15 protein-coding genes and 1 tRNA gene are annotated in these 21,253 nt (G+C 52.3%); 10 read left to right on the top strand and 6 right to left on the bottom strand.

From position 1 onward, the window contains the following. Nucleotides 1-6 precede the first annotated feature (6 nt). From rsgA to LA756_RS26740, 6 genes are all read left to right on the top strand, one after another. On the top strand, nucleotides 7-1,146 hold the full coding sequence (gene rsgA, locus LA756_RS26715) for a ribosome small subunit-dependent GTPase A (protein WP_224437769.1): 1,140 nt from the start codon (nucleotides 7-9) through the stop codon (nucleotides 1,144-1,146). Nucleotides 1,147-1,385: 239 nt separating this feature from the next. Further along, on the top strand, nucleotides 1,386-4,106 hold the full coding sequence (locus LA756_RS26720; protein ID WP_224437770.1) for a serine/threonine-protein kinase: 2,721 nt from the start codon (nucleotides 1,386-1,388) through the stop codon (nucleotides 4,104-4,106). A gap of 97 nt (nucleotides 4,107-4,203) precedes the next feature. Continuing rightward, nucleotides 4,204-5,793 (top strand): ABC transporter substrate-binding protein, encoded by a 1,590-nt coding sequence (locus LA756_RS26725; protein WP_224437771.1) that lies wholly within the window; start codon nucleotides 4,204-4,206, stop codon nucleotides 5,791-5,793. A gap of 11 nt (nucleotides 5,794-5,804) precedes the next feature. Next, nucleotides 5,805-6,800, top strand: a complete 996-nt coding sequence (locus tag LA756_RS26730) for an ABC transporter permease (RefSeq protein WP_224440445.1) — start codon at nucleotides 5,805-5,807, stop codon at nucleotides 6,798-6,800. 47 nt (nucleotides 6,801-6,847) lie between these two features. Then, a complete protein-coding gene (locus LA756_RS26735; RefSeq protein WP_331468575.1) occupies nucleotides 6,848-7,654 on the top strand; it encodes an ABC transporter permease in 807 nt (268 codons plus the stop codon). A gap of 297 nt (nucleotides 7,655-7,951) precedes the next feature. Further along, nucleotides 7,952-8,377, top strand: coding sequence for a hypothetical protein (locus tag LA756_RS26740; RefSeq protein WP_224437773.1), 426 nt, complete (start codon nucleotides 7,952-7,954; stop codon nucleotides 8,375-8,377). A gap of 78 nt (nucleotides 8,378-8,455) precedes the next feature. Here LA756_RS26740 and LA756_RS26745 read toward each other — a convergent pair whose 3' ends face one another. Further along, complete coding sequence (locus tag LA756_RS26745) at nucleotides 8,456-9,394, bottom strand: aldose 1-epimerase (protein WP_224437774.1); 939 nt, start codon at nucleotides 9,392-9,394, stop codon at nucleotides 8,456-8,458. A gap of 69 nt (nucleotides 9,395-9,463) precedes the next feature. Next, a complete protein-coding gene (locus tag LA756_RS26750; RefSeq protein WP_224437775.1) occupies nucleotides 9,464-10,339 on the bottom strand; it encodes a hypothetical protein in 876 nt (291 codons plus the stop codon). Between the two features lie 250 nt (nucleotides 10,340-10,589). Between LA756_RS26750 and LA756_RS26755 the strand changes: the two genes are divergently transcribed. Both LA756_RS26755 and LA756_RS26760 read left to right on the top strand, forming a co-directional pair. Then, nucleotides 10,590-10,663, top strand: a tRNA-Val gene (locus tag LA756_RS26755). 75 nt (nucleotides 10,664-10,738) lie between these two features. Then, on the top strand, nucleotides 10,739-11,011 hold the full coding sequence (locus LA756_RS26760; RefSeq protein WP_224437776.1) for a hypothetical protein: 273 nt from the start codon (nucleotides 10,739-10,741) through the stop codon (nucleotides 11,009-11,011). Between the two features lie 16 nt (nucleotides 11,012-11,027). On the opposite strand, the gene LA756_RS26765 is transcribed toward LA756_RS26760, so the two are convergent. Then, the gene (locus LA756_RS26765; RefSeq protein WP_224437777.1) at nucleotides 11,028-11,402 is read right to left on the bottom strand and encodes a hypothetical protein; all 375 of its coding nucleotides are present in this window, start codon (nucleotides 11,400-11,402) and stop codon (nucleotides 11,028-11,030) included. A gap of 597 nt (nucleotides 11,403-11,999) precedes the next feature. On the opposite strand from LA756_RS26765, the gene mutS reads away from it, so the two are divergent. Further along, complete coding sequence (gene mutS / locus LA756_RS26770) at nucleotides 12,000-14,594, top strand: DNA mismatch repair protein MutS (protein WP_224440446.1); 2,595 nt, start codon at nucleotides 12,000-12,002, stop codon at nucleotides 14,592-14,594. Here the strand turns inward: mutS and LA756_RS26775 are convergent. From LA756_RS26775 to LA756_RS26785, 3 genes are all read right to left on the bottom strand, one after another. Further along, nucleotides 14,591-16,021 (bottom strand): sulfatase, encoded by a 1,431-nt coding sequence (locus tag LA756_RS26775; RefSeq protein WP_224437778.1) that lies wholly within the window; start codon nucleotides 16,019-16,021, stop codon nucleotides 14,591-14,593. The genes mutS and LA756_RS26775 overlap by 4 nt on opposite strands. A gap of 89 nt (nucleotides 16,022-16,110) precedes the next feature. Continuing rightward, a complete protein-coding gene (locus tag LA756_RS26780; protein WP_224437779.1) occupies nucleotides 16,111-17,349 on the bottom strand; it encodes an FAD-binding oxidoreductase in 1,239 nt (412 codons plus the stop codon). Between the two features lie 13 nt (nucleotides 17,350-17,362). Further along, a complete protein-coding gene (locus LA756_RS26785; protein WP_224437780.1) occupies nucleotides 17,363-18,346 on the bottom strand; it encodes a proline racemase family protein in 984 nt (327 codons plus the stop codon). 249 nt (nucleotides 18,347-18,595) lie between these two features. Here LA756_RS26785 and LA756_RS26790 point away from each other — a divergent pair, with 249 nt between their 5' ends. Further along, nucleotides 18,596-21,250: an AMP-binding protein gene (locus tag LA756_RS26790; RefSeq protein WP_224437781.1), complete on the top strand. Its 2,655-nt coding sequence runs from the start codon at nucleotides 18,596-18,598 to the stop codon at nucleotides 21,248-21,250. Nucleotides 21,251-21,253 lie beyond the last annotated feature (3 nt).

The raw sequence follows: 21,253 nt of genomic DNA on the forward strand, positions 1-21,253 counted from the left end.
ATTTCCATGGCGAAAAAAGGTAAGGGGCAACAGAAGCGTCGCGTTGAGTTTCGAAAAAACCGTACGCAGAAGGTGCGGCAGGGTGACATCACCAAGCGGTTTAATCGAGACGAATTCGATGTAGATAAGTCCGTTCGCCGTGAACGAATCTCTGGAAAAGGTGAGCTGACTCGCAAGCGAACGATTGTCGGCCAAGAGGGAGACGACGGAGGGGAAGGAGAGAACTTCTCTATTCATGTCGACAAAGAGACATGCCTCCCGGGACGTGTGCTGCAAGTCCAAGGGCTCATCAGCGAAGTCGAAGCCGAGGATAGGACGGTCTATCAATGTGCCACCAGGCGGCTTCTCAAGACGATGGCGACCGACGTTCGGCACGTTGTCGCGGCTGGCGATCATGTTTGGTTCCGACCCAGTGGCGAAAACGAAGGCATAATCGAAAGTGTCGAGCCTCGCTATGGCGTCCTTAGCCGGACGAGTCGCGGCCGCCAGCACATCATTGTTTCTAATGTCGACCAGCTGATCATCGTCGGCAGCGCGGCTGAGCCGGGTCTGAAGCCCAATCTGATTGATCGCTATCTGCTTACCGCCGAGTATGCCGGAATTCGGCCGATCATCTGCATCAACAAGATCGATCTTCTAAACCCGGCTGACCTGCAAACGATTGTCGGCGTTTATGGAAGCTTAGGGTACGAAGTTCATCTCGTTTCCGCGAAAGAGGAAATCGGCATCGAGCGATTGCGCCAAGCGTTGCATGGCAAAGACACCGTTTTGTCTGGTCAGAGTGGTGTCGGAAAATCGTCGTTGTTGAACGCCATCGAGCCAGGTTTAAACCTCCGAGTGAACGCCGTAAGTCGTGAAAACGACAAGGGAAAGCACACGACGACGACGGCGACGCTAATTCCGTTGGCAACCGCTGGCCATGTGATCGATACGCCAGGAATTCGGCAGTTTCAGTTATGGGACATTATTGCTGAAGAAGTAGCCGGGCTGTTTCGTGACATTCGGCCGTTCATTAACCGCTGCCGATTTCCCAACTGTACCCACACGCATGAAACAGACTGCGCTGTGAAAAATGCCGTCGCCGACGGGATTTTGGACACGCGTCGATACGAAAGTTACTGCCAAATCCACGCCGGAGACGACTAGCACGGCTGGCCATTCCCCCCATGTGGGCAATTCATCCGAGGGGTGAGTCATGACGGTTGCGTGGGTGATGCGGTCGCAGAACCTTGCCGAATGGGGGTTCTAGTGAACTTATGGTGGAGAGAATTCTCCGCCAGGATACAATTAGCAAGTAGGTATACTTACACTTTTCTTATCGATGGCAGCCGGTACCGACGTTCCTTTTCCTTGTCGCGTCCTGTCCTTTTCGAACAGCGAACTTGATGTCTGATTCGCCCAAAGACTCTGATAGCCCCAAGCCTGAAGAAGACGAACTCCAATCGTCGGCTAAGGGGCCTGCTGCAGAGGCTCGCGGAAGCGATTCGGCAACCGCAGACCACTTGCCAGATGGAAGGAATTATCTGGAAGAGCCGCCCACGGTGATTTCCACCAAAAAGGGGAGCGTCGCTGATTCGACCGGCAGGACTTACTCTCTGGCAGAATTGACGCTGGGGAAAGAACTCGTTGGGCAAACACTTGGGCATTTCCAACTGGACGCTTTCGTGGGCGCCGGGGGAATGGGGGCCGTGTTTCGCGGCCACGATACGCTCTTGGATCGTCAAGTCGCCGTGAAAGTACTTTCCGGCGAGCACAACACCAAAGAAGAAACGGTTCGTCGCTTTCGCAACGAAGCCCAAAGTGCGGCCCGCCTCGACCATCCGAACATCGCCAGGGTCTATTACGTCGGCGAGGACAAAGGGTGGAACTATATCGTTTTTGAGTTTATCGATGGCACGAACATCCGTGACGAGGTCGAACGTAGCGGGCCGCTCGAGATTGAGCTCGCCGTAAGTTATCTCGTTCAAGTTGCCGAAGCCTTGGACCACGCTTCGACTCGTGACGTGGTTCATCGAGATATCAAGCCGTCGAATATCCTTGTCGATGCTCAGCACCGAGCAAAGCTGGTCGATATGGGGCTTGCTCGTCTGCACCAAGTCAATTCACAAGACAGCGACCTGACAGCGTCCGGAATGACGCTTGGAACATTTGACTACATTTCCCCAGAGCAAGCCCGCGACCCTCGTAGTGCAGACGTTCGAAGTGACTTGTACTCGTTGGGGTGCACCTTCTTCTTTATGCTGACAGGGCGACCGCCATTTCCGGAAGGGACTGTTCTTCAGAAGCTGCTGAGTCACAGTGGTGAAGAACCACCAGATCCTCGGGAATTTCGGCCAGAAGTCCCTGATGAAGTCGTACATATCTTAAGCCGTCTGATGGCTAAGAATCCGAACGATCGCTATCAAAAGCCTGGGGAACTGATTGCTGCGGCGCTGCTTCTTATCGATGAATTAAATCTTGCGTCGCCGCATGTCACGTCGGCTGTCTACGTTCCGACGACAGAAAATCGTAGTTCGCTAGTCGAACGACATTTGCCATGGGTTATGCCGGCCATCATTCTGGTCGTTGTCGTTTTTGTTTTAGAGGCCATATGGTCGGCGCAAGATGATAGCCTGATTTCCGATCCAAGCTATTCCAGCGCGGCTAATATGCAGCCGATTATTCCCGAGAAGCAGCGGGTAACGTCGGAATCGGATTCGGCTGTCTCGAAGTCGGAAACCGGAAGTACAGTAAAGCCGATTGAAGATACCAAGCCGATGCCTGACAAGACGCCGGAAGTTGTCGACAATCTGGCGGCTCCGAAGGGCAATAGCGGTACGACTGCTTCTCCGGTCGTTCCTACAGAACCGATCGTTTCGACGCCGAAGCCAGTGGAACCTGCTGCGGTGGTTGCGAAAGAACCTGCACCACCGGCCGCACCCAACGTGGTAACCATTCCTGCCGATGCCAGTACGTTGTACGAAGCCATCACGATGGCACAAGCCGACCCGCTGCTTGATACGATCGAACTGCGTTATTCGGGAGAGCTCGGTGTCGAGCGACCGTTTGTGCTCGGTGACAAAAGCTTGACAGTCCGTGCGGCTCCGGGCTTCACGCCTTCGATTGTATTTCGACCGCAAGACATCGAGCCTTGGGATCGAATGATCCTTTTGCGTTCTAACACGCTAACCCTTCAAAAAATTCAACTAAAGATTGTCTTGCCGCCGGTTTCAATGCGCGAGTGGTCGCTTTTCCAACTGGAAAATGCGGAGCTTAAAATGGACAGCTGCCAGGTGACTGTGCAGCGCGACGACGAAACACTGATACCTGAATCGTTACGCCGGGCCACTGCCGTTATCTCCACTCCTAGCACTACAGCGACTGATTCGACATCAACGAGCGTGCTCGGAAGTGCTCGTTACTGCATCGTTGATATCAGAAACTCGATGATCAAGGGCGAAGCAAGCTTGCTGCGAAGTAATGGGCAGCAGCCGCTTCGAGTTATTTGCGAAAATAGTTTGATCGCTCTGTCTGGCAACGTCCTTAGCTCCTATTCCGAGGCAGCAGTTGGTGCAATGAGTGGAATTGTTCAGATGCGACTGGAAGGATGCACGCTAGATACTGCCGGGAGCCTCATTCGACGCGAAGGGACAGTCCTCATTCCGCTGCGGACATGGATGCTCAACTGTGCCGTTGTCTGGGGAAAGACAACTCCGCTGCTCTTTCAAAGAACGACCAAAGATACCGTCGATGAAATGAGCAAATCGATTGCTTTTACCTGTGAAGACAATGTCTACGCCCTGAGCAGCGCTACACGAGAGATGATTTTGTTGGAATCGACTTCCATGGGGGCAAGTTCCAAACGCTCGATCGATTTCTCGCAGTGGAAAATGATGTGGGACGATCTCTTTTCGGAGCCAAGCGAATCGATTTGGGCCAACCCCCTTCCCGCGATGAAAGCTTATTCCGCTCGCATTCCTGGCGACTATCGGTTGCTGGACGACTTGAGCGAGAATCCCGCGGTTCGCCCTGATGACAGGAACGCGGGGGTAGATTTCACAAAGCTTCTTTCTGGCGTGTCGCCCCTCTCTGGTGCCAGCGGTAATGATTCATCGGTCACAAATTGATCGGTACGTCTCTTACCGTTCAGGTTGTCCTTCAGCGGTCTACATGGCTAAAATCGAACTTTCACACTAATCTCAGTTCGACAGCGTGAATTGCCGCATGGAATTGTTGCGAATTTTCCGAATCAGTCTCAGTCTTGGCTTCCTGATCTTTCTCATCGGCTGTGGCAGTGGAGGTGGGCCTGCCGTCACCGATACGCTGATCTATGGCCGTGGCGGGGATGCAAACGCTCTGGACCCGATTCACACTGATATTGGTGAGTCGGTCAAGGTGATCGTGAACGTCTTCGAGCCGCTCGTGGCCTACGATGATGAAACGCTGGAGCTTGTACCTGGCGTGGCCGAGTCTTGGGAAACGAGTGACGACGGAAAAGAATGGACGTTCAAGCTTCGCCCCAATGTGAAGTTTCACGATGGCACTCCTTTGAATGCTGACGCCGTTGTCTTTACGTTCGAGCGAATTCTTGACCCTGATCATCCGCACGTCCATAGCAACATTATCCCGTACTATTCGAGCTATACCCAGATTGAGAAGATCGAGGCGATCGATGATCTGACCGTAAAATTTACTTTGAAACAGCCGCAAGCAACATTTCTGGCCAATATTGCGATGTACCCGTCGGGAATTGTCAGCCCAACAGCGGTGAAGAAGTATGGGGCTGACTTTACGCGAAATCCAGTCGGGTCAGGTCCGTTTCAGTTCGTGCATTGGAAACCGAAACAAGAGATCGTACTTTCTCGTTTTGAAGACTACTGGGGAGAGCCTGCTGGCGTTTCTCGCGTCGTCTTTCTGCCAAGCGAAGAGAGCTCCATTCGCGTGACGCAGCTGAAACGCAGCGAAATTCATATGGCGGATAACTTACCGCCGTCGGAGGTCGATGGCTTGGAAAAAGCTCCTGGGGTAATCGTGCAGTCGACTCCAGGGATCAACATTGGTTATCTGACAATTCAAACGCAAAAGCCTCCGCTGGACAAAGCTAAAGTTCGACAGGCAATTTGTTATGCCATCGACGGCGAAAGACTGATTGAAGTTGCCTATTCGGGACATGCTCAAAATGCAAAGTCGATGGTCCCGCCGACGCTATGGGGACACAATACCGAACTGCCCGAGCGAAAACATGACGTCGAAAAGGCAAAACAACTTCTGCAGGAAGCATCTGAAGAGTATGGCTTTAACTTGCCTTTAAAGTTAGAGCTTTTCGTCATGGATCAGCCGCGGCCATATATGCAGCAGCCTCGTCAGACGGCGATCTTTATCAAGGATGAGTTGGAAAAAGTTGGCTTCCAAATTGAAATCATCACGAACGATATTGGGCAGCATTTTCAACGTATGACACGTGGCGAGCATCAATTGGGGCTAAGTGGTTGGAGCGCCGACATTGCTGATCCTCATAATTTTCTGCATACGCTCCTGCATTCCGACAACATTAACGAGATTGGCGGGAACAATCTGAGCCAGTACAAAAATGCCGAAGTGGATAAGCTTCTCGATGAGGCTCAGTTCGAGCTCGATACCGACAAACGAGCCAAGCTCTACGAACAGGCTCAGCAGTTGATATTTGAAGATGCTCCTGTCCTTCCGCTGGTGCATGTGCCGGTGCGTATAGCCCAACGCGACTTTGTGAAAGGCTATCACTTACACCCCTCTTCCCAAGTTCGTCTTAAGTCGGCGCGGATTGCGGAGCAATAACTGTGTGGGCAATGCTTCTTAAGCGGCTTGCTCAAGCAGTCGTCACCATGTTTATTGCGGTGATCGCCATCTTTCTGGCGGTCCGCGCGCTTCCTGCCAATCCGGTGATCGCCCAATTCGGACAACATGCGGTTCCCGAAAAGATTGAAAAAGAAATGGAAGAACGAGGTTGGAACAAACCTCTCTGGCAGCAAACGCTGAGCTTCGTTGGGCAACTCGGAAGTGGAGATCTCGGTGAATCGTTTGCGCGCCCTGGCGAAAAAATCAGTTCGCGATTGAGTCAGGCAATTCCAGCCACACTTGAGCTGACGTTTGCGGCAATGATGCTGGCGATTCCGTTGGGGATCTTTATCGGAACGCTCGCTGCTTTGTGGCGAGGTGCTTGGCCAGATTGGATTTCTATGGCATTGGCCCTGCTGGGAGTTAGCGTTCCCGTGTTCTTTCTGGCGATTTGCCTGATCGCCGCATTTCCAGCGATGCCCAGTGGTCTGCGTCTTCCGCCGGGTACGTTTCATAACCTACGGACGGAGTTTTACTTCTTCGAGTCCTTGCTGACTGGCAACTGGCAGTTGGCTGCCATGAGTGCGCGTCATTTGATTTTGCCTGCGATTGCCCTGTCGACAATTCCACTGGCCGTCATATCACGAATTACACGAAACAGCATGCTTGAAGTACTCGACTCGGACTATCTAAGAACGGCAAGAGCCAAGGGGGCAAGCCTGACGCGAATGATCGCGCGACATGCGTTTCCAAATGCTTCGCTATCGGTGTTGAATATTGTCGGATTTCAATTCGGCATGCTTTTGTCAGGAGCGATACTGACGGAAACCGTTTTTAATTGGCCCGGTCTCGGACGCTACGTTGTCGATGCAATACGCGACTACGACTACTCGGTCGTCCAAGCGTGTGCCCTGGTGATGGCTGCTATTTTTGTCACGCTGAATTTGACGCTTGATGTTTTGTTTCTCTTTCTCGATCCACGTTTGCGTGACCGGGGGCAAGCGTGAGTACTGCTTCTGTAGATCTGCCCTCTAGGCCTTCACTTGGCCACCGCATGCTAAAAGTGCCAGGTTTGTGGATTGGGGGAGGTTTGATTTTTCTCTTTCTTTTCAGTGCCATCTTCGCGGACGTCATCGCGCCTTACGGTCCTGATCAACGTGATGGGCAAAATCAGTTACCTAGTTCGAAGCACCTGCTTGGAACGGATTCAAATGAGAAAGATGTTCTTACGCGTGTGCTGCATGGATCGCGGTTGTCGCTCCTAGCGAGCATTACTTCTATTAGTTGTGCGGTAGTGATCGGAGTTGGACTGGGCGTATTGGCCGGGTACCGTGGCGGGCGAACCGATATGTTTGTCATGCGGCTGATCGATATCTGGCTTTCGTTTCCAAGCTTGCTGATTGCTTTTTTAGTAATTGCGGCACTGCGGCCTGGCTGGACGGCGGTCATTATGGCGGTAGCGCTGATAAATGTTCCTGTCTTCGCTCGACAGATTCGTGCAGAGATGCTTTCGCTGAAACATGCGGCATATGTCGAGGCCGCGATTGCCGCTGGGGCGAATCCGTTTTACCTGGTTACGTTTGTGTTTCTACCAGCGGTGAGCGGTACCATCTGGGTACTTGCTACGTTAGGGCTTGGGCATGCAATTTTGGAAGTTGCCGGACTTTCTTTCCTGGGGATTGCCGGCGATCCTTCGCACGCTGAGTGGGGGGCCATGTTGGTTGAAGCGAAAGAATATCTTCACGTTACCATATGGCCGGCACTTGCTCCGGGGATCGCAATTTCGTTAACCATCCTCGGGTTCAATCTCTTCGGCGATGGGCTGAAGGAACTGCTTAGCCGACGATCAAGAAGTTTTTGACGATTGTCTACGCTAGCGTCGATTGCGGAAATGCTAGAGAAAATCGAACTGATCAAGTCTCGATTGCGTAAGAATCGATGAAAATTTGGCAAGAATCTACGTGTAAGTTCGTTGTTTCCGTGCGAAACTATTATTCCCGATCAGGCTTGCTTGACACGTTAATCTTGGCAAGCTTAACTAGAAGGGTAGCTTAGGGTCTACAAAACCACCATCTTCCCGCCGTCGACTATCCCACCTGCGACGGTTACAAACCTTTTGGATGCCACGGCGGGGATACTTTGCTTGGAGAGACGATTAATGAAGAAACTCGCGTTGTGTCTGGTGGCTGTCGTTGCTGCCTCCTCGTTCTATGCTCCTTCCGCATTTGCGATTAAGCCATTCCAAGACGCTTTCTACGAAAAGTACAACATCACGGAACCGACGACCGATTCCGAAAAGGCATTGGCTGAAGTTGTCAAAGAAGCGAAGTGCAATCTTTGCCACGGCGGCAAGAGCAAGAAGATTCGCAACGAGTACGGTGTTGCTCTTGGTAAGCTTTTGGATAAGTCTGACTACAGCACCAAGCGTCGCAAAGAAGAGCCAGAAAAGGTTCAAGAAGAGTTGTTTGCCGCTCTCGACAAAGTTGCTGAAGAAAAGTCAAAGTCGGGCGATACGTTCGGCGAAAAGATCAAAGCCGGCAAGTTGCCTGCTGCTGAAGGCACCGACGTCGAAGTCGAAGATTAGTCTTCAAGCGATCTCATGACAAACAAAAAAGCCCTGCTCGATGAGCAGGGCTTTTTTTATGGTTCACAGGCGACGGAACTACTTTACTCGGATCCGAATTGTCGTCTCGAACGATTCGCCCCCTGGCAAAACCCGGAGCCCACCATCGTATCCTTGGCGACGCAATTGGAAGGCGTCAGGGATACATGTATACGGTTCAATACAAAACGCTTCACGATGACCAGGATTGTATAGCACCACAGAATCAAACTGGTCGTCGAATTGTTGTTCGATCGTTTTCCCTGACTTAGGATCGTGAATGGATGTCGTGCAGATACCATCTTCGAATTCTAGACCACCAAAGCCGTTGTCGAACTGAGTGTCTTTGAACAGCATGGGATCAAATGGATCTGAGTCTCGGTTGAATTGATTCCCACTGGCGAGTTGATCTTTGAATTCCCACGAGAATGTGAAGGGGACGACAATCTCACACGCATCAGCTGAATCGCCACCGATGGGGACATTGAAGTAAGGATGCGTTCCGAGGCCAAAAGGCAGCGGTTTGGACGATGGGTTTTCAACGCGATAACTTCCCGTCAACGTGTTGCCGGAGATCTCGTAGCTGGCTTGAATTTTGAAGTCGGCTGGCCACTGCTCTAGCAGCGTGGCGTCATCTTCCGAGGCTTGAAACTCAGCACTGATCTTCGACGCTGTTTGCTCGGTGACTCGCCATGCACGGTTGAGCACAAACCCATGAATTGCATTACCGCGGCCATCTCCTTCAGGAATGGTAAACTCGCGATCTTCCCAGATTAGTTTGGTGCCTTTGATGCGGCCAGGGAACGGAAAGAGCAGGGGGATGCCGCTGCTGGATGGGCGTGCGGTACCAGCGACAAAGTCGTCGGCAGCCCAAAGAACGTCGACGTTCTCTCCATCAACATTGGCAACAAACTGAAAGCAGTTGAAGCCAAAACCTGGGACGATTTTTGCAAACGAGCCAGTCGCCTCGTCACGAATTTCAACGACTTCCAATCCCATGGGAGCTACTTCAATGTTAGGTGAGTAAAAAGCGACAAGGTGTGAAGTTAGAACCTCGGTTCGCGACGGCTACTCAACCCGACTCAAAAGCATGGTGGCGGTCATCAGCAAAATGGTACCTCCGAGTGCCGCAAACGCCTGGAACGCTTTCTTGCGATTCTGATCAAAAAACGCAAGTCCGGCCAAAAGATGCATCAGCCAGAACGCCAGACCTAAGCTCGCGACAAACATCAAGGTACACACGAGGTCTCCGCCCATCAAACGCGATTGCTGAACGGAATTCAAGGTGGTTGTCAGCACAAATCCTACAGGAATTTGAAGCAGTGTAGGAATCAGGGCGATTGTGAAGGCTGCTCCTGCCGTTGAATTTCGATGCGGTTCCGATAGCGAACGCAAACAAAACAGCCCCGTGATCAGGCCGCTGACTGCGAACGAGGCAAACCAGAAATGGATTGTAAACCAAATGACTTGGCCTTCGACGAGTAACGAACGAAACTCGCCAGAATCGACAGGAGGTTCGACTTCCACTTCCCCCCGAGCGATGAGCCCCAAAATGGTGAAAAGCGTAGGAAAGTGGTACAGCAGATTCGTCGCAGACAAAATAGCCAGAAAACGCGATAGAAATCGCTGCCATCGACTTTCGCGTTTGCCAAACTTCCACCACGCTAAAAAGCCGGCCGTGCAGACGATGGAAAAGCCGATTTCCCAAAAGCCATAGGTCACTTTCGACTGCCAGAGGCCGTCCAGGGCATCAAAATAGCTCGGCGTCCCCTCGGCCCATATGAGCAGCCCTTGGATCACTCCCATGCCGATCCCCAGAATCAGGGCGGCAATCGACCACCAGCCGATCTTTTGTCCGACAGAGGCGATTTCAGGGCTTTTCACGCGTGTTGAACGAGCATCGAGCCATGTTGCGATTAGTGGCCCCACAGAAGCGAGATTCATAAGAATCAAGTGGATCGATAGCGTTATGATCCTCAAGTAGATCAAGGACAACTCCTCAGTCGGCGGGGATTTCAGGCATTGGATGCCATTTTATAGTCGGTCGATACTTGTTGAGATGGGCACGAAAATAAGCTGATCCACGCTTTCACCCGAAGATTTGGGCCCGCTATGACAAAAAATCAAAAGAATCGTATCGTTAGGGGGTCATGTTGACGAATCGAAAGCCCGATTGTTAAATTGTGAGATTCCCGGGCGATTAGCTCAGTTGGCTAGAGCGCTTGCCTTACAAGCAAGATGTCGGGGGTTCGAGCCCCTCATCGCCCACTTCTCTAAACCCGTAACTCACAAGATGTTACGGGTCTTTCTATGCGCTGTTTGTGTGAATAAGGACATTCGGACATGGACGAACGCGAAGAATTGTTGGCTGCAGCATGCGAGGAAAACTCCCTTTCGATGGAGGAACTCGCAGAACAATTTGGATCTGAGAGCTTCGGAAATCATGAAGCGGTCGACCGGATCTACATGAGTGAAGCAACTTGGAGTGAGCATATCGGTGGCCATCCGGCTATTTTGCTTGACGCCGAGGCTTACGACATGGCGGTGAAGATCAGCGAAATGATGGCTGAACTTTACAACCATATGGCAGCCAAAGAAGAAGGCTCCGGCGACTAGACTGGCCAAATAGGCTTTAGTCGTCTTCGTCGGTTCCATATTGGCGACGCAGGTGAGGGACTTCCTGACCTGCGTGAAGCTGAGCCATGGCGTGCTGGAAAAAAGCTGGCATCATCGCTTCGGACACGTCGTCGGTCGAAAAGATCTGGGCATTACAATCAGCCAGATTTTCGAGGTCTCCGCCTAGCTCGTCGGCGTCGACAAGCACCAGAACGCCTGTCAGCCGCCGCAAGAGTAGCTCTTCCATGAACTCCATGGGGGTCAGCTCCGCCAGCATGGCTTCCAGCTTGTTCTTGGCTGCTTTGATCCGTTTAGCGCGGTTCTTCTTTTCCCATTCGATCAGTTCGGAAAGCTCTCGAGCCGAAATCTCGTCTTTGAAACGAATCCCCATTTTCCGAGCCTCACGTTTCTGAGCTTCGGTTGCGACTGGGGAATTTCTAAGAATGACCGTGGAATCTCCACGATCTTTGTCGCTCAGCTTTGTCGATTTCTTTGACTTGTCTGATTCAGAAGTATTTTCCGCCTTCGGTACCCGGATAGGCTGTTGGCAGCCAGGGCACGAGATTTTCTTGCCGGCGTATTTCGGTTTGGCTTTTATCGTGTTCTTGCAATGTTTGCATTTAAAACGGATTAGATCGTCCGGCATCAGTTGCCCCCGGCACTTTGGGTGGAAATCACGCTATCCCTGGTGACGTTTCCTCAACATCAGCGCCGCCTTGCAGTGTACGAGTGTAGACGGAGCCATAAACGAAACGATCGAATTTGATGTTCTGTTCATTGGTTTATCGCGAATTTGGACAACGCTCACCGTTTCTTTACACGACCATAAACTTCACCCTCTGGAGTGCCCCTCCTGCATCGCTTCAGCCTCGCCTGTTATGTTAATTTTGTGGAGGTGTGTACCGTGCATGCGTTCTTCACTAGATAGGTAACAGTCTCTTGCCGAAGTTCGGAATCGGTTGGAAAACGATAGGGTGACACTATGGCGATGACCCCCATGATGCAGCAGTACCACGAAGCAAAGAGTGCTTGTGGCGATGCGATCCTGCTGTTTCGAATGGGTGACTTTTACGAGCTGTTCAACGACGATGCCGTTACGGCTTCCAAAATCTTGGGCATGACGCTGACGAGTCGCGACAAGGGAGAGAACGCGACCCCTATGGCCGGGTTTCCTCATCATCAGCTCGACTCCTATCTTGCGAAACTGATTCAGCACGGCTACCGCGTCGGCATCTGCGATCAAGTTGAAGACCCGAAACAGGCCAAGGGAATCGTCAAGCGAGAGATTACGCGAATTCTTTCTCCGGGAACACTCACGGATGATTCGCTTCTCAGCCCGAAAGAAAGTAATTACCTGGCCGCCGTATTATGCGAAGGCGAAGAGGCTGGGATTAGTTGGATCGAATTGTCGACGGGGCGATTTCTGGCCGGCATGTTTCTCGCAGAACGGCTCGCTGATGAACTGGCGCGAATTGCACCTTCGGAGTGCCTGTTGTCGGAAGGGACAGATGCGTTGCCCAAACATTTGAATGGGCAATTTCTGCACACACAGAGGCCCGCTTGGGCATTTGGAGGCAAGTCGGCCGACGAGAAACTCTCCAAGCATTTCGAGGTTAAAAGCCTGGATGGTTTTGGGTTTGAAGATGGTGATCGCCTCGCCGTCCGAGCTGCCGGGGCAATTCTCGACTATCTCCAGGAAACACAGCGTGGATCGCTGGAGCATGTTCAGTCGATTATCCCCTATCGTCAGACGAACGCGGTTGAAATCGATGAGTCAACACGCCGCTCGCTTGAATTAACACGGACGATTCGTGATCAACGAAGAGACGGCACGCTGATCTCCGTTCTCGACCGATGCCGCACGCCGATGGGAAGTCGCCTGATGGCGGAATGGCTCGCCAGCCCATTGGCGTCCGTCGAGCCGATTAGCCAGCGATACGATGCCGTCGAAGAACTGAAGAACGATCAGGCACTGTCCGAAGCGATCGGCGAAGGCTTAGCAGGCGTCTATGATTTGCAGCGGTTACTCACCCGCGTTACCACAGGACGAGCAAGCCCACGTGATCTGAGCTTTGTTGGACGGACACTGGCGAAGCTGCCCCGAATTAAAGCCAAAGTCACTTCGCGGAAGAGCAAGTTGTTAGGCGAGATCGAAAGCCAGATCGATCTTTGCCCTGAAGTACACGATAAGCTTGTCGCTGCGCTCGTCGAGGAATGTCCCTTAACGACCGCGGATGGCGGATACATCCAAGATGGCTTCCATACCAAGCTGGATGAACTTCGAGGACTTGCGGCCGGGGGTAAGCAGTGGATTGCCAATTACCAGGCCGAAGAAAGCAAAAAGTCAGGCATCCCGAACATGAAAGTCGGGTTCAACAAAGTCTTTGGCTACTACATCGAGATCACCAATACGCATCGCGATAAAGTCCCGACATACTTCCACCGTAAGCAAACGTTGAAAAATGCGGAACGGTACATCACGCCCGAGCTAAAAGAGTACGAAGAGAAAGTCCTCAGCGCCGACGAGAAGGCCAAAACACTCGAATACGAATTGTTCGCCGAGCTTCGAGATTTGGTTCAATCGGCGGCAGATCGCTTGCGGCAGACTGCATCGGCACTGGCCCAACTGGATGCCCTTGTCTCGCTGGGAAGCTTGGCTCGTGATCGAAACTATTGTCGACCCAAGATCGATGACGGGCACGAGTTAGCAATCGTGGATGGTCGTCACCCCGTACTAGACGTCACCGAAGACGCCGGCACATTTATCCCAAACGATACGGCATTAGGAGGTGAAGAGGACGATTTTGTAGCCATCATCACCGGCCCGAACATGGCAGGTAAAAGTACATACATTCGCCAAGTCGGGTTGATCAGTATCATGGCCCAGATGGGTAGCTTCGTGCCGGCGAAAGAAGCTCGTATTGGCATTGTTGATCGCGTGTTTGCCCGAGTCGGTGCAAGTGACGAGCTATCGCGCGGACAAAGTACGTTTATGGTGGAAATGACCGAGACCGCTCGGATCTTGAATACCGCCACCGACAAGAGTCTTGTGATTCTGGATGAAATCGGACGCGGAACCAGCACGTACGATGGTGTTTCACTAGCTTGGTCGATTGTCGAGTACATTCATGATCGAATCGGTTGTCGAACTCTTTTCGCGACACACTACCATGAACTCGCAGATCTGTCTCAGTCGCTGGAACATGTGACCAATTTGAACGTGGCGGTGAAGGAATGGGACGATAAGATCATCTTCCTGCACAAGATCGTAAGTGGAGCTGCTGATAAAAGCTACGGGATTTACGTTGCCCGTTTGGCAGGTATTCCGAACGATGTCAACGAACGCGCAAAGCAAATCCTTGCTCAGTTAGAGCAAGAGCATCTTGACTTGGAAGGGCAATCCAAAATTCGACCGAAGAAGGATCGCCACCCCAAGTCAGACTTGCAGTTAACGCTGTTCGGACCCAGCGAACATCCTGTCGTGGAAGAAATTCGTCAAGCTGATCTTAGCGGCATGACGCCACTGGATGCGTTTCAAAAGCTGATCCAGTGGCAGAGCGACCTAAAGCAACCCCCAGCTTAGGCACCGGGCCGGTGCGTTGGCATTTTCGCGCCGGTTTCTTCACGCCATGCTTTGAGCTCGGCGTGAAGCTTCTCAGCGACGTCCGGTTTCTTTTCAACGAGGTTGTTCTCTTCGCTCAAGTCGTCGGCCAGATTGTAAAGTTCGAGACGCCCATTTTCATAGAACTCGATCAATTTCCAGTCCCCTTCCCGAATGGCAGCCGAAGGCGATCCGCCTTGGTTGCCATAGTGGGGATAGTGCCAATAGATGGCACCCCGATCGATCTCTTTTCCCTCCAGGACAGGGGCAAAGCTCATGCCGTCGAGGGTAACGTCTGATGGCAATTCGATGCCCGCAATCTGCAAAATGGTGGGGAAGAAGTCAACGCTACTGACATACTGATCTGAGGAACTGTTCGCTTTTGTTACGCCAGGCCAGCGGACGATCATTGGTTCGCGAATGCCACCTTCGTAGATCCAACCTTTGCCGCCCCGCAGAGGCAAATTGCTCGTAGGATGCCCTTCCGAGGTAGACAGGCCACCGTTGTCTGACATGAACATGACGACGGTGTTGTCTGTCAGTCCCAGATCATCGACTCCTTTAAGTACCTTGCCGACCGCTTGATCCATGGCATCGACCATGCCGGCATAAACAGCATGCTCTTGGACCAGTCGAACTTTGCGTTCTCCTTCTTGTCCCCAGATCTCACCATGCTTGATGGTTTCCTTCTTCTTCTGATACTTCTGTTTGAGGTCCTCACGCGAGATCAGGGGAGTGTGTACGGAATAGAACGAAAGATAGGCCAGGAATGGCTCGTCTTTGTGCTCAGTCATGAACTTGACCGTTTCCGTTGCCAGGCGATCTGGCAAGTGTTCGCCGGCTGGACCATCTTCTAAGCGTGGGTTGCCGTAGGGTGAAAAGTATTTTTTGCCACCATAAGGGCCTCCACGATCGATGCCCCCTTGGTTGACGTCAAAGCCTTGGTGCTCAGGCCAATGGGCCTCTCCCCCTAAGTGCCATTTGCCAGCAAAGAACGTCGCGTATCCGTTCTCTTTTAAGATTTCTGCGAGGGTTACTTCATCATGAGCAAGTTGCATCTCGTAAGGTGCTGGAAGCATCTTTGTCTTGCGTTTCCAACGATCAGGCTGAGCGGCACCGATGAAGTCTGTGATTCCCGTTCGCGTTGGATAGCGTCCCGTTAAAATACTGGCTCGTGTTGGCGAACAGACCTGGCAAGCGGCGTAGGCATCGGTAAACATCATGCCGCTTTTGGCCAGCTTGTCGACGTTGGGCGTTTCGTAAAACGAGCTGCCATAGCACCCCAAGTCGGTCCAGCCGAGGTCGTCGACCAGGAAGAAAACAAAGTTCGGACGCTGTTCCGCAGCGGACGCGGCGTGCGAACTAAGCGAAACAGTCAACGCAACAAGCAGGATTGCAAAACTTCGCATGATGAGCGGCTCTCTGGCAGGAGAATCGAGTAGTTACCGGAAGAGTTTCCAGGTCGTTATTTTGATCTAGCGGAATCGACGCGTCAATTTTATCGCAAACGATATGGCCGAGGGTCGATATGCGGATCGAGCTTATCGAGTAGTTCCCAGGCCAACTTGCCGGTCGCCGTTCCCATCGAAAGGCCTAGCATGCTGTGGCCTGCGGCGATGAGAACGTTGGCATACTTGGGAGAGAAATCGATGTACGGCAGATCGTCCGGTGTCATTGGCCGCCAGCCGTACCATTCTTCGTGGGTCTCTTCGGTGAAGGGCTCTCGCAGGTAGTCGGACGCGCCCTTCTTTAACAGCACAAGCCGTTTCTGGTTGACGCGAGTGTCATAGCCACCAAACTCCATGGTTGAACCTAGGCGATAGCCATCGTCAAATGGCGTGACCCCAACATGGCGTTCTTCCAGTAGCATCGGAATCTTAGGGCAAATTGCAGGGCGTGCCATGGTGATTGAATAGCCTTTGCCTGGTTGAATGCGGAGCGTGCAACCTAGTTTCTGATTGAATGCAGGACTCCATGCACCGGTAGCGACCACGTAACGATCGGCCTCCAGCGTCTCGTTACCACATTGAATCGCCTTAAGACGCTCCCCTTCGCCGACGAACTCGGTAACTTTGTGCTGCTCCAGAAACGTTACGTTCAAGCGTTCCAAAATGGTGCGCCAAGATCGGAGCAACTTGTCTGGACGCAAATGGGCATCGTTGGGGTAGTGCCAGGCTCCGGCAATATGATCCTTTAACGCAGGTTCCAGTTTCTGCAGGTCTCCCTGGGCGTAGGGAGTTGCAGGAAGGTTTAATTCCTGGGTGAGCCAGTCATTGGTTTTTCCGAAGTCATCAAAATGATGTTTGTCACGGAAAACAAACATGAGCCCCCGTTTTTCCCAGTTGCAATCAAGTTGATCACCCTCAATGAGCTCTTGGTACAACTGTCTGGAAGATTGAAGCAAGGCATGTTTACCTTGGGCGGCTTTCTTCATCTGCTTTTCATTGCAGTTCCACCAAAACCGAATCAGAAAACTCCACAGCGCCGGAGAAACTCGCGGGCGAATGTAAAAGGGCGAGTTGCTACTCAGCATGGACGCCATCGTTGGGCCGATTAATCCAGGCTGGGCAATCGGAGGAGCATGGCTAGGCGAAACGTAGCCGCAATTCGCATGTGAACAAGCTCCACCATGTCGTCCTTGATCGACGATCGTGACGGAGTGTCCAGCTTTCGCTAGATAGTATGCAGTGGCTGTTCCGACGACTCCGCCGCCGACAACAATCGTGGAGTGAGACAACGTGTGATTTCTTTCAGTGAGACGGTGCGGGGGTTTTCTTTTGCTGACTGAATCCAAATGTCAGCGGATCATTGGGGTCGATGATCACTTTCGTTTCGGCAGTAACAAACGCCTCGCCCATAATACGAGGTAAAATGTGATCTCCCTGCCAGGAGTAAGCGCCTTCGAAGAGACTACCAGTGACGGACTCTTGCCCCCATGTGTCTCCAGGGGACAGTTTTCCGGCCGCAGCCAGGCAGGCAAGCTTGGCACTTGTTCCTGTACCGCAAGGCGAACGATCATATTCACCGCCAGGACAGTCGACGTAGTTCGCTGAATGAGCATCTTCGCGACGTGGGGGACCGAATAGTTCGACATGGTCAATCACGCCACCATTCTCCCCTGCGATTCCGCATTCATCGATCGCATTGCGAATCTCACGGCAACAGCGATCGAGCTGGTCGAGATTTTCCATCGAAATCTCTAGCCCATGATCGGCACACAAATAGAACCAGTTGCCGCCGAATGCAATATCGCCGGTCACCGTACCAAACGATTTTGTTTCTACGGGGACAGCCGTCCGGTAACGATAGCTGGGGACGTTAACGAATGAGACTCGATTGTCTTCGTGCAGCGTGAAAACAACGTTTCCGGCAATCGTTTCCAAAAGGTGTTCGCCAGGAGAGATTTTGCCGAGGTAAGACAACGTTGCACCAACCCCAATGGTGCCGTGGCCGCACATGCCGAGGTAGCCGACATTGTTAAAATAAATCACACGGGCAACCGCTTCAGGATTTTGAGGTGGCAAGAGCAATGCCCCGACCATGGCCTCGTACCCGCGAGGTTCGTGCGTCAGTGCCGTTCGTATCCAGTCGTGCTCTGTTTTCAGTTCCTGAATTTGATCCGCAATCGAACCTGCGGAAAGTTCAGGTGCACCGCCGATAATAGTACGTGTCGGTTCACCCCCCGTGTGGGAGTCGATGACGTTCAGTTCCAGCCGGTCTTGAGGCAATGCCATGTTAATTTAGTTTCTGACAGACGACAAAAACGAAGGGATCGGGGATGAATCCATTACATATCATAAGGCGCAGAGGGCCAAAATCGAAGCCGCGATTCGTCACATCGATCTTTGAAGTTGCGCACAATACCGAATAAATTGACGGCCAGAGAGGGTTCGCAATGCCTCAAGATTGTCCCCCATCGCGTCCTATGACGCGTTAAACGTAGACGATACCCACGTTTCTACGAATTCGAAGGTTCAGCTGTTATGGGAAAATGGATTCAATCGCTTCTCTATTTTTGCCTGCGACGACTTTTGCACCGTCGTTATCAGGTCGAAGTAAAAGGACTCGAGAAGCTAGAAGCCCTGGATGGCCCTATCTTGGTTTGGCCTAACCATCCAGCCTATGTCGATCCTCCGATTGTGCTCAGCCACCTGCGGTTCGGGAAATCGCTCAGACCGTTGGTTTTCACCGATACCTACCGAAGCTGGCTTTTCTATCCGATCATGAAGATCATCGACGCCTACGAGGTGCCGAATCTTCAGTCGCACAGTCGTGATGCCCATGCGAAGACGACGGAACTAATCGACCAGGTGGCCGGGGAATTGAAGCAAGGGCAAAACTTCCTGATCTACCCGAGCGGACGTCTTCAACGGCAAGGATACGAAGTCGTCGGTGGAACACGGATTGCCTACGAACTGCTCGAGCGCGTAGAAAACGTTAACGTCGTCCTCGTCCGAACTCGAGGTTTATGGGGAAGCCGATTTGGCTGTGCCCAGGAAGGGGACGTGCCGACGCTCGGTAAGAACGCGTTGGCTTCGTTGATGTGGATTATTGCAGGACTCGTATTCTTTCTGCCAAAACGAAAAGTCACACTCGAAGTCGTGCCTCTCGATCGCGACTCGCTTCCGATGGAAAGTAAGTCGGCACTCAATCGTCACTTGGAATCGTTTTACAACGCCGATGGTGGAGAGACGGCCAGGTACGTTCCATACAGTCATCTCTTTGGACCTAGCGACTTTGATTTTGACGCAGTGAAGACGCAAGTCGACGTCGACGTAAGCGAAATCCCTGACCAGGTAATCCGTGATGTCTACGAAATCCTCGAACATCGCCTCGATCGGCCGTTGGACGAGAATGAGAAATCTCCAGGAACCACTCTCGATCTGATCGGCCTGGATAGTCTCGAGCGGATGGATCTAGCCCTGGAATTGGAACGCCATTTTGGATTTCGTAGTGACCATGTTCCTGCGAGCATCGGCGAGCTTTGTCTTTTGGCCGCCGGTAAGGCATCTGTCGATGAAAAGCCGCTGGAGGTTCCCGAGAACTGGGACGATACACGCAAAGCCGATTCCGACCATCCCGAGGTCTTGGCCGAAACGGTCGCCGAAGCATTCGTTCGCCGGGCATTAAAAAGTGCGAACAATCCAGCAGTGGCAGATCAGCTTTCTGGCTGCTTGAATTATCGCAAACTGCTCATCGGCGCAACGCTGCTGTCTAAGCGGATTTCCAAGCTGGAAGGAGATTCGGTCGGTATTATGCTGCCTGCTTCCGTCGCCGCAGACTCGGCGTTGTTAGCGTCTTTGATCGCGGGCAAGCTGCCTGTCATGCTCAACTGGACAACAGGACCGGCCGGGCTCAAGCATGCCACGAAGAAGCTGGAAGTCAAACGCGTAATCACATCGCGACGCTTTCTCGATCGTCTTGGCGTCGAGCTGGAAGGTGTCGAAATGTTCTATCTCGAAGACGTTCGAGAAGAGATTTCGACCTTCGAAAAACTCAAGACACTTGCTGCCACCTACATTGCTCCCAACGCATTCTTGAAAGGATTACCTCAGCCGAACGTGGATGACCCCGCCGTTGTGCTTTTTACGTCCGGCTCGGAAAGCCTGCCCAAAGCAGTGCCACTCTCGCATCGAAATTTGATTGCTAACATCCGTGGCGGAATCGACCACATGGATTTCCACCGCAGCGATACACTGCTAGGGTTCCTGCCTCCGTTTCATAGCTTCGGCTTAACGGCGACTGCGTTGATGCCGCTGTTAACTGGAATTCGTGTCGTACATCACGCCGATCCGACAGACTCACGAATGTTGGCACGCGTCATTGCGGCCTATAAGCCAACGCTCATGTTCGCGACGCCTACGTTCCTGCAGTACATCGTCAGCAGCAGTGAACCTGGCGAGTTGGAATCGTTGCGATTGGTCCTTGTCGGAGCAGAAAAATGCCCGACTGCCTTGTACGAGCAGACCATGAAAATCTTACCTGACTTGGCATTGCTGGAAGGGTACGGTATTACCGAATGCAGTCCGGTTGTCTCTGGTAATCGACCTGGTCGAAATAAGCCTGGAACTATTGGCCTGCCGATCGGTTGCGTGGATACGTTGGTCGTACACCCTGAGTCGTTCGAACCGTTGCCCCAAGGGGAAACAGGCCTACTGCTGATTCGAGGCGATTCGGTGTTCAGTGGATACTACAAGCATGACAAACCGCAACCATTTATCGAGGTGAACAGTCACCAGTGGTACAACTCGGGCGATCTTGTCGCCAAGGATAAAGATGGTTTCATACAGTTTCGCGGACGCATGAAACGCTTCCTCAAGATCGGTGGCGAAATGGTCAGCTTGCCGGCCTTGGAATCTCCGTTGGCCGAAAAATTTCCGGCCGACGAGGAGGGCCCTAAAGTCGCTGTCGAAGGAATCGAGCAGGAAGGAGGCCGCTGCATCGTGCTGTTTACTACGCAGGAAATAACACTGCGGGAAGCAAACGAAACTTTAAAATCGGCTGGCTTCCAAGGTATTATGCGTCTCGATGAAGTTCGTCAGGTCGAAGCGATCCCTGTCCTTGGTACCGGCAAAACCAACTACCGCGAGCTTCGCAACTGGATTCAAGATTCGAGCGAAGTCACTTCGAAACCTTGAGAC

Source organism: Bremerella sp. TYQ1 (genome assembly GCF_020150455.1).
GTDB lineage: Bacteria > Planctomycetota > Planctomycetia > Pirellulales > Pirellulaceae > Bremerella > Bremerella volcania_A.

Bases quoted from the DNA above. Each gene is read 5' to 3' on its own strand.
- rsgA (WP_224437769.1), top strand. From the start codon at position 7: ATGGCGAAAAAAGGTAAGGGGCAACAGAAGCGTCGCGTTGAGTTTCGA.
- LA756_RS26720 (WP_224437770.1), top strand. From the start codon at position 1,386: ATGTCTGATTCGCCCAAAGACTCTGATAGCCCCAAGCCTGAAGAAGAC.
- LA756_RS26725 (WP_224437771.1), top strand. From the start codon at position 4,204: ATGGAATTGTTGCGAATTTTCCGAATCAGTCTCAGTCTTGGCTTCCTG.
- LA756_RS26730 (WP_224440445.1), top strand. From the start codon at position 5,805: ATGCTTCTTAAGCGGCTTGCTCAAGCAGTCGTCACCATGTTTATTGCG.
- LA756_RS26735 (WP_331468575.1), top strand. From the start codon at position 6,848: ATGCTAAAAGTGCCAGGTTTGTGGATTGGGGGAGGTTTGATTTTTCTC.
- LA756_RS26740 (WP_224437773.1), top strand. From the start codon at position 7,952: ATGAAGAAACTCGCGTTGTGTCTGGTGGCTGTCGTTGCTGCCTCCTCG.
- LA756_RS26745 (WP_224437774.1), bottom strand. From the start codon at position 9,394: ATGGGATTGGAAGTCGTTGAAATTCGTGACGAGGCGACTGGCTCGTTT.
- LA756_RS26750 (WP_224437775.1), bottom strand. From the start codon at position 10,339: ATGAATCTCGCTTCTGTGGGGCCACTAATCGCAACATGGCTCGATGCT.
- LA756_RS26760 (WP_224437776.1), top strand. From the start codon at position 10,739: ATGGACGAACGCGAAGAATTGTTGGCTGCAGCATGCGAGGAAAACTCC.
- LA756_RS26765 (WP_224437777.1), bottom strand. From the start codon at position 11,402: ATGGGGATTCGTTTCAAAGACGAGATTTCGGCTCGAGAGCTTTCCGAA.
- mutS (WP_224440446.1), top strand. From the start codon at position 12,000: ATGACCCCCATGATGCAGCAGTACCACGAAGCAAAGAGTGCTTGTGGC.
- LA756_RS26775 (WP_224437778.1), bottom strand. From the start codon at position 16,021: ATGCGAAGTTTTGCAATCCTGCTTGTTGCGTTGACTGTTTCGCTTAGT.
- LA756_RS26785 (WP_224437780.1), bottom strand. From the start codon at position 18,346: ATGGCATTGCCTCAAGACCGGCTGGAACTGAACGTCATCGACTCCCAC.
- LA756_RS26790 (WP_224437781.1), top strand. From the start codon at position 18,596: ATGGGAAAATGGATTCAATCGCTTCTCTATTTTTGCCTGCGACGACTT.